Here is a 12,459-nt window from a genome sequence, read left to right on the forward strand (position 1 = left end):
TCAAAGGGGGACAGGAACCCCATATTCCGTGGCCAGCACGGCTACGCGGGGCAACCGCCGCCGGCAAAGTCGGCCAGGCGCGGGGCGGGGTGCGGACGGTGCCGGTCGGCGTTGTCAGAGGCGCCCGCTACGGTTTCGTCCATGGCTGCCCGTACGAAATCCGCCAAGGACCGTCCGTCGTACCGCTGCACGGAGTGCGGCTGGCAGACGGCCAAGTGGCTGGGCCGCTGCGCCGAGTGCCAGGCGTGGGGGACGATCGAGGAGTACGGCGCGCCCGCGGTGCGCACGACCGCGCCCGGCCGCGTCACGACGTCCGCCCTGCCCATCGGCCAGGTCGACGGCAAGCAGGCGACGGCCCGCAGCACCGGTGTCCCCGAGCTGGACCGGGTGCTCGGCGGCGGCCTCGTGCCCGGCGCGGTGGTCCTGGTCGCGGGCGAGCCCGGCGTCGGCAAGTCCACGCTGCTCCTGGACGTGGCGGCCAAGGCGGCCGACGCGGAGCACAAGACCCTCTACGTGACGGGCGAGGAGTCCGCGTCCCAGGTCCGGATGCGCGCCGACCGCATCAAGGCGATCGACGACGACCTCTATCTCGCCGCGGAGACCGATCTCTCCGCGGTCCTCGGCCACTTGGACGCGGTCAAGCCGGCCCTGCTGATCATGGACTCCGTCCAGACGGTGGCCTCCCCCGAGATCGACGGAGCGCCCGGCGGCATGGCGCAGGTCCGTGAGGTCGCGGGTGCGCTGATCCGCGCCTCCAAGGAGCGCGGCATGTCCACGCTGCTCGTGGGGCACGTGACGAAGGACGGCGCGATCGCCGGCCCGCGCCTCCTAGAGCACCTCGTCGACGTCGTCCTCAGCTTCGAGGGCGACCGGCACGCGCGCCTGCGCCTGGTCCGCGGCGTCAAGAACCGGTACGGGACGACGGACGAGGTCGGCTGCTTCGAGCTGCACGACGAGGGCATCACCGGCCTCGCCGACCCCTCCGGGCTGTTCCTGACCCGGCGCGACGAGCCGGTCCCCGGCACCTGCCTGACCGTCACCCTCGAAGGCCGCCGCCCGCTGGTCGCCGAGGTCCAGGCCCTCACCGTCGACTCGCAGATCCCCTCACCCCGCCGCACCACCTCCGGCCTGGAGACCTCCCGCGTCTCGATGATGCTGGCGGTGCTCGAGCAGCGCGGACGGATCAGCGCCCTGGGCAAAAGGGACATCTACTCCGCGACGGTCGGCGGTGTGAAGCTCACCGAGCCGGCCGCCGACCTGGCCATCGCCCTCGCCCTCGCCTCGGCGGCGAGCGACACCCCGCTGCCGAAGAACCTCGTGGCGATCGGAGAAGTAGGCCTGGCGGGCGAGGTCAGACGGGTCACCGGAGTGCAGCGCAGACTCGCCGAGGCGCACCGGCTCGGGTTCACGCACGCGCTGGTACCGAGCGATCCCGGAAAGATCCCGCCCGGTATGAAGGTCCTGGAAGTCGCCGATATAGGGGACGCCCTGCGGGTGCTGCCGAAGAGCCGTCGCCGAGAGGCCCCACGGGAGACGGAGGAGCGCCGGTAGACTTTGCCCTGGTCTCGCCTGTGCGTGCGAACGCGCCGAATCCCAGGGCGGCGCCTCAGAGTCTGCGATCCGGAGGAGTGCAGTGGCAGCCAACGACCGGGCAGCAGCTCTCGGTAAGTGGGGGTCCCCCAAGTGGGGGTCCGCCCGGACTGAGTCCGGGGGAGGGAGCTCCGGCGCGGACGCCTCGATGCGCGCCGCGCTGAGCGCGGTGGCGCCCGGCACGGGGCTGCGGGACGGCCTGGAGCGGATCCTCCGCGGCAACACCGGCGGGCTCATCGTCCTCGGCAACGACAAGACGGTCGAGACGATGTGTACCGGCGGCTTCGTCCTCGACGTCGAGTTCACGGCCACGCGCCTGCGCGAGCTGTGCAAGCTCGACGGCGGCATCGTCGTCTCCTCGAACCTCGACAAGATCCTGCGGGCCGGCGTCCAGCTCGTCCCGGACCCGATGATCCCCACCGAGGAGACGGGCACCCGGCACCGCACCGCCGACCGCGTCAGCAAGCAGGTCGGCTTCCCCGTCGTGTCGGTCTCGCAGTCGATGCGGCTCATCGCGCTCTACGTCGACGGACAGCGCCGCGTCCTGGAGGACTCGGCGGCGATCCTGTCCCGCGCCAACCAGGCCCTCGCCACCCTCGAGCGGTACAAGCTGCGCCTCGACGAGGTCGCGGGCACGCTCTCCGCGCTCGAGATCGAGGACCTGGTCACCGTCCGGGACGTCACGGCCGTCGCGCAGCGCCTGGAGATGGTGCGCCGCATCGCCACCGAGATCGCCGAGTACGTGGTCGAGTTGGGCACCGACGGGCGGCTTCTCGCCCTCCAGCTCGACGAGTTGATCGCCGGCGTCGAGCCCGAGCGCGAACTCGTCGTCCGGGACTACGTGCCCGAGCCGACCGCCAAGCGCTCCCGCACCGTCGACGAAGCCCTCACCGAGCTGGACTCCCTGCACCACGGCGAACTGCTCGAACTGCCCACCGTGGCGCGTGCGCTGGGCTACACCGGCTCCCCCGAAGCGTTGGACTCGGCCGTCTCGCCGCGCGGATTCCGCCTCCTCGCGAAGGTGCCGCGCCTGCCCGGGGCGATCATCGACCGCCTCGTCGAGCACTTCGGCGGCCTCCAGAAGCTGCTCGCCGCCAGCGTGGACGACCTCCAGACGGTGGACGGCGTCGGCGAGGCCCGCGCCCGCAGCGTCCGAGAGGGCCTGTCCCGACTGGCGGAGTCGTCGATCCTGGAGCGGTACGTCTAGGCCGGCCTGATCCAAGCCCCTCCGGCGATTGAGGAGCGGGGTCCGGGGCAGAGCCCCGTGGCAGTGCGCCCAACCCCCTACGACCCGGCCCCCAAAGGAACTCGGCTCAGTCAGACTTCAGCACGAACGACGTCCGAGTCTCCGCAAGCTGCGCCCCCTTGACCTCAACCAAATACGTCCCCGCCCCCGCAACCCCGGCCGGAGGCGTGGCACACCCCGGCGCACTCGCCTTCCGGTCCCAGACCAGCGTCTGCGTCACCTTGCCGCCCGCCGGCACCTCAAGCAGCCGGCTCCCCGCCCCCGCCGGGCAGTCCTCCGACGACCAGTACTTCTTGTCGCCGTCCGCCTTCGTGATCGTGACGACCGCCGTCTTCGGACCGAGATCGACCTTGCAGGTCTTCTCCGTCGTGTTCTTCGCGATCAGTTCGAGCTTCGGCTTCTGCCCGGGCGTATACGAGTTGTGGGCACTGCGCACCGTCAGCGTCACGCCGCCCGCCGTGCAGTCGGGCAGACCGGAACCGGCCGGGACCTGGTCGCCGGAAGCGGAACCGCCGAGGTAGCCGCTGCCGTTCCCGCCGTTCCCGGCGCCGTCACCGCCACCGGTCCCACCGCCCGCCGCGTCGGAACTTCCGCCCGAGCCGCCGCCCGAAGCGCCGTCCCCGCCCGCCGAATCACCCGAGCCGTCACCCGAGCCGGAACCGCCCGACTCGTCACGACCGCCCGGATGTTGGCTGATCGCGGGACCCGAACCGGACGGGCCCGGCGTGATGGCATCCGTCGGATGCTTGCCGTTGGACCCGCCGGCGCCGGTGCTCCCGCCCCCGCCGCTCAAGTTGACGATCCATACGACGAGCAGCGCGAGCAGCGCCACAACGGACGCCAGAACGACCCTCCGGCGCCAGTAGATGGAGGAGGGAAGCGGCCCGATCGGATTGCGCAGAGATCCCACGACCCAAACCTTACGAGAGATCGGGCCGTTGCCCGCGCCCACCCGCCGCCCCGCGCATCAAGTTTTTTGGATCATCATCACGGGCGGCCCCCCGATCAGGGCCCCGACCCCTGTCTTTCGTCAGGTACGGTCCGCGACCATCGCAGGATGTGACGCGGCCCCGTCATTGCGTACTGTCCGTCACCATGGGAACCATCGACTCCGATCTCTATCGCAGCATCACCGAATTCGCCCACGACACTCCTTCATGGTTTCAGCACCTGATGGAGGTCTGGACGGAGCTGGGCCTGCTGCTGTTCGCCGTACTCTTCGTCGTCGCCTGGGCACGGGCGCGGGGCGGCGACCCTCGCGCCTTCGCCGTCGCGGTGCTTGCGCCGCTGGGTACCGCGGTGGCCTATGTGTGCAGCGAGTTGGCCAAATCGGGGATCGATGAGGAGCGGCCGTGCCGGGCCGTCTCGGGAGCGCTGCCGTCGCTCGTGGACTGCCCCGTCTACGGTGACTGGTCCTTTCCCAGCAACCACGCCACCATCGCCGCCGCGGCCGCCGTCGGGCTCGCGCTCGCCTGGCCGAAGATCGGCCTGCTGACCGTGCCGATGGCGATCCTCATGGCCTTCTCCCGGGTCTTCGTCGGCGTGCACTACCCGCACGACGTCGCCGCGGGCCTGCTCCTCGGCACCCTCGTCACCCTGCTCGTCGTCCGCCTTGTCACCCGGCCGGGAGCGCGCCTCACCGAAGCGATGCGGGGGTCCGGGAACGGGCTCGTTCGGTGGTTCGCGGGGCCTGGGCCTGTGGGGGCGGGGTATGTGTCCGGGGCTGGCGGGGGGCGGCGTGGGGGTGCGCATCGGCGGTGAAAACCGTTGTGGCCAGCGGGTTTTGATGGCTTGTGGGTGCGGCTTTTGATGGTGTGTCAGGTGCGGTGTGTTGTGCGTTGTGCGTTGTGCGTTGTGTGTTGTGTGTTGTGTGTTGTGTGTTGTGCGTTGTGCCCGCTACGGCAGCAGCCCCGCCTCGTACGCCACGATCGCCGCCTGAACGCGGTTCTTGACCTCCAACCGGTCTAGAACCGCGCTGACATACGCCTTCACCGTGCCCTCCACCAGATGCAGACGCCCCGCGATCTCGGGGTTCGACAGGCCCGCACCCACCAGGCCCAGAACCTCCCTCTCGCGGGGTGTCAGCGTCGCCACACGCTGCCGGGCCGCCGCCTCCCGCGAGAGGCGGCCGCCACCCAGGCCGTCGATGACATGCCGCGCCACCTTCGGCGACAAGAACGCCGCGCCGTCCGCCACCGCCCGCACACCCGCCATCAGTTCGTGCGGGTCGCCCGACTTCAGCAGGAAACCCGTCGCACCCCCGCCCAGCGCCCGCGCCACGTACGCCTCCTCGGAGAACGTCGTCAGCATCGCCACCGCCGTGCCCGGCACCGTCGCCGTGATCTCCTCCGCCGCCGCCAGCCCGTCGAGCCGCGGCATCCGGATGTCCAGCAACGCCACGTCCGGGCGGTGCGCCCGCGCCTGCTCCACCGCTTCCCGGCCATCCGCCGCCTCCGCCACCACCTCGAAGTCGCCGCCCGCCGCGAGGATCGCGCCCACCCCGGCCCGGATCATCGCCTCGTCATCGGCCAGCAGAACCCTGATGCGGCGGGACGCCGGAGCGTTCAGCGGACCCATTCGCGTTCCTCTTCCTGTAGCTGGTCGGCCGTGCCCGCCCTGGGGATCACCGCCTTGTCGATCAGCGTGTGCGCCGCGTCGTCGTCGAAGCAGAGCCTGAAATGCTCGACCGGCACGAAGAGTTCGCCGCTCGCCCGGTAGTAACGGCAGTCCGCCCGCGCCGGCGGCGGCGTGGGCGCGCGCTCCACCGGCGGGTCGCTGATCGTGCGGTCCGGCAGCCGGGGCGCCACGTCGGCCAGGGGCGTGCCCGTGCGCAGCTGCGCGTACGCCTGCGGGGTCAGGACGGCGTGCGTCTTTGTGTACGCGTACCAGGTGAACGCCCCGCCGATCAGAACCGTTCCCGCTACCGCTGCCGCCGCGAAGGCCAGGCCCACTCTGTGGCGGGCCGTGCTGCGGCGCGCGTACGCGAAGGCCGTGGGCCTGTCGTCCGGGGACGGGAGTGGGGGTGGGGCTGCGTGCGGGGGTGGGGGCGGGGGTGAGGTGGGGGCCGGCAGGTGTGCCCTTACTCGGAAGCCCGCCTTGTACGGGCCCGCCTCGAACGTGCCGCCCAGCGCGCTGACCCGGGCGTTCAGACCCAGCAGGCCCGTGCCGCTGCCCGGTGGGAGCCGCGGAGTCGGCACCTTTCGCGGGCTGCCGTTCGTGATCGTCAGCGTCGTCGTCTCGTCCCGGTGGTCCGCCTCCACCGTGACGGGGGCGCCCGGCGCGTGCTTCGCCGCATTCGTCAGCGCCTCCTGTACGACCCTGTACGCCGTGCGGTCGTCCTGGGCCGGCTCCCCCACCATGCGGACCGGCAGGCCCGAGCCCGCCGCCCGTTCCACCAGCTCCGCCACGCTCTCGCCCGCCGGGGCCAGCGGAGGCGGTTCGTCGTCCTCCTCGCGCAGCAGGCCGATGATCCCGTGCAGCCTGTCCGTGGCGTCGGAGGCCGCGGCCCGCAGTTCCGCGGCGGCCGTGCGGTGCGTCTCCGCGAGCCCGGGCGCCACCTGGAGCGCGCCCGCCCGCACCGCGATGAGGCTCAGCTCGTGGCCCAGGGAGTCGTGCATGTCCTGGGCGATGCGGGCCCGTTCCCGCAGGCGGGCGCGGTCGGCGACGATGCGGTGCTCGCGCTCCAACTGCGCGGCTCTGGCCCAGCCGGCGGCCGTCAGTTCGCGGCTCTGGCGCCAGTAGCGGCCGATGAGCCACGGGAAGACCGCGCCGAACAGGAGCGTGCCCATGAGTACGAGCCACTCCGCGGCCGGGTCCACCTGGCGGAGCGCGATCTTGACGGTGCCGGTGGTGGCCAGGGTCGCGAACGCGAGCAGGGACGGGCGTACGGCTCGGGAGCGCAGGCCCATGAGGTACGCGAAGGCTGCCAGCGCGGGGCCGTAGGAGAGGGTGAAGAGGGACGATGCCACGGCCAGGCCGGGGGCTGCCGCGACTATGAACGCGGTGGCGGGGCGGTGGCGGTGCAGGGCTGTGGCGGCGGCCAGTGCGGCGAGGCCGGTCAGCTGTTGCCGGACCGTGCTGGGTTCGTGCAGGTGCAGGTGTTCGACCACCAGGATCGGCAGGGCCAGCGCCGCGCAGAGCGTCAGGTCCGCCGCCAGGGCGGGGCGGCTTCTGGGAGTCACCTCGTCGACGGTACGCGGGGGTGGTCGCTCAGCGCCCCTGTCGATCGTCAGGGCTTTGGTGGTGTGGTGGGTGTGTGTATACGTGTATGTGTGTATGTGTGTCGGGGGTTGGGTGGGGCCGGGTTGGTGTACCTCCTCGGCCGGTTCGGTCTCCACCCCTGTTGTCCGCCATAGGCGAGTGGGCCGGGATTGTGTGCCTGCGGAGTCCTGCGGGGGCACACCAACCCGTCCCCACCCGCACGTCTCGTACCCGACTGACCACCGGATTCGCCATCCCAAGCCGACCCCGCCTTGGGCACCCCGCCGCCGCCCCCGCCTTGGGCAATCTGCCTCCCCCAGGCTCCGCCCGGGGGGACCCCCAGGGCGGCAGGGTGGGCAAGGCGGCCCCCAGCGCCGGGCGCGACTCGACGACAGGCCCGCACCCAGCCCCCCAAGCCGGGGCAAGCCATCACCCAGGTACGTGCAAACGGCGCACTGCCAACCGCCTGCGGGACGCCCGACGCGGGTCGACGGCGGTCGAGGGCGGCGACGTGGCAGGATCGGGGTGCCATGACTGCGCTCACGAAGACCCCCGAGAACGTCCCCGGCCGCTCCGATCTTCACGAACCCGTCATCGACTGGTTCGCCGACCACGCCCGAGACCTGCCCTGGCGCCGCCCGGACGCGGGCCCGTGGTCCGTGATGGTCAGCGAGTTCATGCTCCAGCAGACGCCGGTGAGCCGAGTGCTGCCCGTCTACGAGCAGTGGGTCGAGCGGTGGCCCCGGCCCGCCGACCTCGCGAAGGACGCCCCCGGCGAAGCCGTCCGCGCCTGGGGCCGGCTCGGCTACCCGCGGCGCGCCCTGCGGCTGCACGGCGCGGCCGTCGCCATAACGGAACGGCACGGAGGCGACGTACCGACCGGGCACGCCCAGTTGCTGTCCCTGCCCGGTATCGGGGAGTACACGGCCGCCGCCGTCGCCTCGTTCGCGTACGGGCAGCGGCACGCCGTGCTCGACACGAACGTGCGGCGCGTCCTGGCCCGGGCCGTGGCGGGCGTGCAGTACCCGCCGAACGCCACCACCGCCGCCGAGCGCAAGCTCGCCCGCGCACTGCTGCCCGAGCAGGACGACACCGCCGCCAAGTGGGCCGCCGCCTCGATGGAGTTGGGCGCCCTGGTGTGCACGGCGAAGAACGAGGAGTGCCACCGGTGCCCGATCGCCGCGATGTGCGCGTGGCGGCTCGCCGGTAAGCCCGCGCACGACGGGCCGCCTCGGCGCGGACAGACGTACGCGGGGACGGACCGCCAGGTACGCGGCAAGCTGCTGGCCGTGCTGCGGGACGCCGTCGGTCCCGTGCCGCAGGCCGCTCTCGACCGCGTGTGGCACGAGCCGGTGCAGCGGGCCCGCGCCCTGGACGGCCTCGTCGGCGACGGACTGGTGGAACCCCTCGCGGGCGGGCTGTACCGGCTGCCCGTGGGCTGAGCGGACTGCTGAGCAGGGCGGCTGGGCAAAGCGGCTGCACAGGCCTTCCTCAGAGTTCGTTACACAACCGACGGACAGCCGTGCGTTCCTCGCATGCTGGAACGGACAACGCCGTGACAACCCCTCCGTAACTTCTTCCTCGTGACCGCACATGACCGGTGCGGACGAAACGGGGAACAGGTAGCGGGAGGCGGTTGATCATGGCGCACGGCGGCGAGGTGCTCGAGTTCGAGGAGTACGTCCGGACGCGGCAGGACGCCCTGCTGCGCAGCGCCCGGCGTCTGGTGCCCGATCCCGTCGATGCCCAGGACCTGCTGCAGACCGCGCTCGTGCGGACGTACGGGCGGTGGGACGGCATAGCGGACAAGCGGCTCGCCGACGCCTATCTGCGTCGCGTCATGATCAATACGCGGACCGAGTGGTGGCGTGCCCGGAAGCTGGAAGAGGTTCCGACCGAGCAGCTTCCCGAGTCCACGGTGGACGACTCCACGGAGCAGCACGCCGACCGCGCTCTCCTGATGGACATCATGAAGGTGCTGGCACCGAAGCAGCGCAGCGTCGTGGTGCTGCGACACTGGGAGCAGATGTCCACAGAGGAGACGGCCGCCGCACTCGGAATGTCGGCCGGAACCGTGAAGAGCACGCTGCACCGGGCCCTCGCCCGGCTCCGTGAGGAGCTGGAGAGCCGTGACCGCGAAGAGCTGGTGTCCCGCGCGCTCGAACGTGAGGAGCGGGAGCGTTGCGCGGCCTAGGAACACGTGCCTCTCGGTTCCAGGGAATTATGCGGGTTCTGAGGGTTCCAGGGGTTCTGAGGGTCTCGGGGGTTCTGAGGGCGGGGGGGTCGGCTGTTGCCGGGCTCGCCGCCGTCGGGGTTTTCCTCGGGGCCCTCGTGGCCTGTTCCGCCGGAGGGACGGGCGCCCGCGACGAGGGCCCCGCCCGGACGGACCCGGTCGGTTCGACCGAGCCTGCCGCCTCCGCGACGGCCTCGCCCTCCAGGATTCCGAAGACCGTGGACGCGGTGCGCCTGGTGAAGGCCGACCCCGAGGTCAGCAGCGACATCAAGCGCGATCTGAAGCCGTGCGTGGCGGACGAGTACCCGGTCGACGTGAGCTACGGCAACCTGACCGGCGGTGCGTCGAACGATGTCGTGGTCAATGTGATGACCTGCGGTGACGCCGTCGGTATCGGGACCTACGTGTACCGCGACGAGGGCGGGAACTACCGGAACGTCTTCCGGACCGAGGAGCCCCCGGTCTACGCGGAGATAGACCGGGGTGATCTGGTGGTCACCAAGCAGGTGTACGAGAAGGGTGACTCGGTCGCTTCTCCTTCGGGCGAGGAGATCCTCACGTACCGCTGGAGCGGAGGCCGGTTCGCCCAGGCGAGCCGCACGCACAACGATTACAGCAACGCCGTGGACGGGGAGTCCCCCGCCCCCACGGACGACGGCTGAGTACAGGTACAGAGTTCGAGAAGATCGGATGGAGACCGCATGGGCGCCATGGGCGAGCGCAAGGGGGAGCAGACCCACGTGCTGTTCGTCGAGGACGACGACGTCATCCGCGAGGCCACCCAGCTCGCCCTCGAGCGCGACGGCTTCGCGGTCACTGCCATGCCCGACGGGCTCGCCGGTCTGGAGGCGTTCCGCGCCGACCGGCCGGACATCGCGCTGCTCGACGTGATGGTGCCGGGGCTCGACGGGGTCTCCCTGTGCCGCCGGATCCGTGACGAGTCCACCGTCCCGGTGATCATGCTTTCCGCGCGCGCGGACTCCATCGACGTCGTGCTCGGCCTGGAGGCCGGGGCCGACGACTACGTGACCAAGCCGTTCGACGGGGCCGTGCTCGTGGCCCGGATCCGTGCCGTGCTGCGCCGCTTCGGGCACGCGGGCGGCCCGGCGGCAGGGAGTTCCGGCGCCACGGAGGAGCCCGCCGGCGCGGACGGAGGCGTCCTGCACTTCGGTGACCTGGAGATCGACACCGAAGGCATGGAAGTACGCAAGGACGGGGTCACCGTGGCGCTGACCCCTACCGAGATGCGGCTGCTCCTGGAGTTCTCCTCCGCCCCCGGCACCGTCCTGTCCCGCGACAAGCTCCTGGAGCGCGTCTGGGACTACGGCTGGGGCGGGGACACCCGCGTCGTCGACGTCCACGTACAGCGGCTGCGTACGAAGATCGGTCAGGACCGCATCGAGACGGTCCGCGGCTTCGGTTACAAGCTGAAGGCCTGACCAGCTGATGTTGAATCTGACAGTCCCGGTCCCGGTGACAGTGACGGTGACGGTGACGGTGACGGTGACGGTGACGGTGACGGTGACGCCTATAGGGAAGCGGATATGTGGGGGTTGAAGGGGATGAAGGGGGCCGCGGACACCCCGCACCCACGCGAGCCGATCGGTTCCACCGGCCCGTCGCACAAGCCGCCCGGCAGGCCCGGTGGCCCCGGCGGTGCCGGCAAGCCCAACGGCGCCGGTAAGGGCCTGGCAGCCGGGGTCGCCCGCGCCGACCGGACCTTCATCGTCCCCGGCGGGGCCCGCCCCGGGTCCCGCGTCACCCTGCGCGCCCTCCTGCCCCGGCGGCTGCGGCGCAGTCTGCGGACCGGCGTGCGGTGGAAGATCAGCGTGGCCATCGCGCTGGTCGGCGCTCTCGTCGCCGTCGCCCTGAGCCTCGTCGTGCACAACGCGGCCCGCGTCTCGATGCTCGACAACGCGCGCGACGTCCAGGACGAGCGCATCCAGTTCGTCCAGCGGCAGTTCTCGGCACGCGGCGGCAATCTGCCGGTCGGGTTCAAGGTCAACGACCCGGACATGCCGCGCGAGCTGCGCAGCAAGGCGCTGTCCGGCCGCCGCGCCACCTACGTCTCCGAGCCGTCGAACGGTGTGCCCGACATCTGGGCCGCGGTTCCGCTCGGCAACGGTGACCTGCTCTCGGTGCACACCCGTTTCACCGACCGCAGCGCCACCGTCATGAAGGACCTCGACCAGGCCCTGATCATCGGCTCCATCTCGGTGGTCTTCGGCGGCAGCGCGCTCGGTGTGCTCATCGGCGGGCAGCTCTCGCGCCGTCTGCGCAAGGCGGCCGGCGCGGCCCGCGAGGTCGCCCGGGGCGGGACCGACGTCCGCGTACGGGAAGCGATCGGCGGTGTCGTGCGCGACGAGACCGATGATCTCGCGCAGGCCGTCGACGCGATGGCCGACGCGCTTCAGCAGCGGCTCGAGGCCGAGCGCCGGGTCACCGCGGACATCGCGCACGAGCTGCGTACGCCGGTCACCGGGCTCCTCACGGCGGCCGAGCTGCTGCCCGAGGGGCGGCCGAGCGAGCTGGTGAAGGACCGTGCTCAGGCCATGCGCACGCTCGTCGAGGACGTGCTCGAAGTGGCGCGTCTCGACAGCGCCGCCGAGCGGGCCGAGTTGCAGGACATCATGCTGGGCGAGTTCGTGGAGCGCCGGATCACGGCCCGCGCCGCCGACGGTGTCTCCGTGCAGGTGATCCACGAGTCCGAGGTGACGACCGACCCGCGCCGCTTGGAGCGCATCCTGATCAACCTGCTGGCGAACGCGTCCAAGCACGCCCGGCCTCCCATAGAGGTCAGCGTCGAGGGTCGCGTCATCCGGGTCCGCGACCATGGGCCCGGTTTCCCGGAGGAGCTTCTGGAGGAGGGGCCGAGCCGTTTCCGCACCGGCGCCGCCGACCGCGCGGGGCACGGTCACGGTCTCGGTCTGACGATCGCGGCGGGCCAGGCCCAGGTGCTGGGTGCCCGCCTCACCTTCCGTAACGTGCGCCCGCCGGGGGCCGATCCCGACACCCCGGCGGAGGGCGCCGTCGCCGTCCTGTGGCTGCCCGAGCACGCCCCGACGAGCACCGGCAGCTTCCCGATGCTCCGCCTGCCCGACACCAGGAAATAAGGCGCCGCAGCGGGGAATGAGGCGCCGCGTCATCCCTGGAGGCAGGGAAGCGCCCGTAGGACGCCCGTAGGACGAAG

At 71.7% G+C, this 12,459-nt stretch carries 11 protein-coding genes; 8 read left to right on the forward strand and 3 right to left on the reverse strand.

Going from position 1 to position 12,459, the window contains the following annotated elements:
* Nucleotides 1–141: 141 nt before the first annotated feature.
* Nucleotides 142–1,551, forward strand: a complete 1,410-nt coding sequence (gene radA / locus ABD366_RS40605) for a DNA repair protein RadA (RefSeq protein WP_324770782.1) — start codon at nt 142–144, stop codon at nt 1,549–1,551.
* A gap of 82 nt (nt 1,552–1,633) precedes the next feature.
* Nucleotides 1,634–2,797 carry a DNA integrity scanning diadenylate cyclase DisA gene (gene disA / locus ABD366_RS40610; protein ID WP_411293755.1) on the forward strand — a complete coding sequence of 388 codons (1,164 nt, stop codon included), beginning with the start codon at nt 1,634–1,636 and terminating at the stop codon, nt 2,795–2,797.
* Nucleotides 2,798–2,903: 106 nt separating this feature from the next.
* On the opposite strand, the gene ABD366_RS40615 is transcribed toward disA, so the two are convergent.
* The gene (locus ABD366_RS40615; RefSeq protein WP_324770778.1) at nt 2,904–3,746 is read right to left on the reverse strand and encodes a hypothetical protein; all 843 of its coding nucleotides are present in this window, start codon (nt 3,744–3,746) and stop codon (nt 2,904–2,906) included.
* A 185-nt stretch (nt 3,747–3,931) separates the two neighbouring features.
* On the opposite strand from ABD366_RS40615, the gene ABD366_RS40620 reads away from it, so the two are divergent.
* Complete coding sequence (locus ABD366_RS40620; protein ID WP_324770776.1) at nt 3,932–4,597, forward strand: phosphatase PAP2 family protein; 666 nt, start codon at nt 3,932–3,934, stop codon at nt 4,595–4,597.
* Between the two features lie 135 nt (nt 4,598–4,732).
* Here the strand turns inward: ABD366_RS40620 and ABD366_RS40625 are convergent, their stop codons facing one another.
* A complete protein-coding gene (locus tag ABD366_RS40625) occupies nt 4,733–5,413 on the reverse strand; it encodes a response regulator transcription factor (RefSeq protein ID WP_324770775.1) in 681 nt (226 codons plus the stop codon).
* A complete protein-coding gene (locus ABD366_RS40630; protein ID WP_324770774.1) occupies nt 5,401–7,017 on the reverse strand; it encodes a sensor histidine kinase in 1,617 nt (538 codons plus the stop codon). The genes ABD366_RS40625 and ABD366_RS40630 overlap by 13 nt, the downstream gene beginning before the upstream one ends.
* A gap of 549 nt (nt 7,018–7,566) precedes the next feature.
* On the opposite strand from ABD366_RS40630, the gene ABD366_RS40635 reads away from it, so the two are divergent.
* From ABD366_RS40635 to cseC, 5 genes are all read left to right on the forward strand, one after another.
* Entirely contained in the window at nt 7,567–8,478 is a 912-nt protein-coding gene (locus ABD366_RS40635; RefSeq protein WP_324770772.1) for an HhH-GPD family protein, read from the forward strand.
* A 200-nt stretch (nt 8,479–8,678) separates the two neighbouring features.
* Nucleotides 8,679–9,230, forward strand: coding sequence for a SigE family RNA polymerase sigma factor (locus ABD366_RS40640; protein WP_324770771.1), 552 nt, complete (start codon nt 8,679–8,681; stop codon nt 9,228–9,230).
* Nucleotides 9,231–9,259: 29 nt separating this feature from the next.
* Entirely contained in the window at nt 9,260–9,931 is a 672-nt protein-coding gene (locus ABD366_RS40645) for a hypothetical protein (RefSeq protein WP_324770770.1), read from the forward strand.
* Nucleotides 9,932–9,979: 48 nt separating this feature from the next.
* Complete coding sequence (cseB, locus tag ABD366_RS40650; protein ID WP_324770787.1) at nt 9,980–10,708, forward strand: two-component system response regulator CseB; 729 nt, start codon at nt 9,980–9,982, stop codon at nt 10,706–10,708.
* Between the two features lie 123 nt (nt 10,709–10,831).
* Complete coding sequence (gene cseC, locus ABD366_RS40655) at nt 10,832–12,382, forward strand: two-component system sensor histidine kinase CseC (RefSeq protein ID WP_411293757.1); 1,551 nt, start codon at nt 10,832–10,834, stop codon at nt 12,380–12,382.
* Nucleotides 12,383–12,459 lie beyond the last annotated feature (77 nt).

It is taken from the genome of Streptomyces kunmingensis, assembly GCF_039533535.1.
Lineage (GTDB): Bacteria > Actinomycetota > Actinomycetes > Streptomycetales > Streptomycetaceae > Streptomyces > Streptomyces kunmingensis.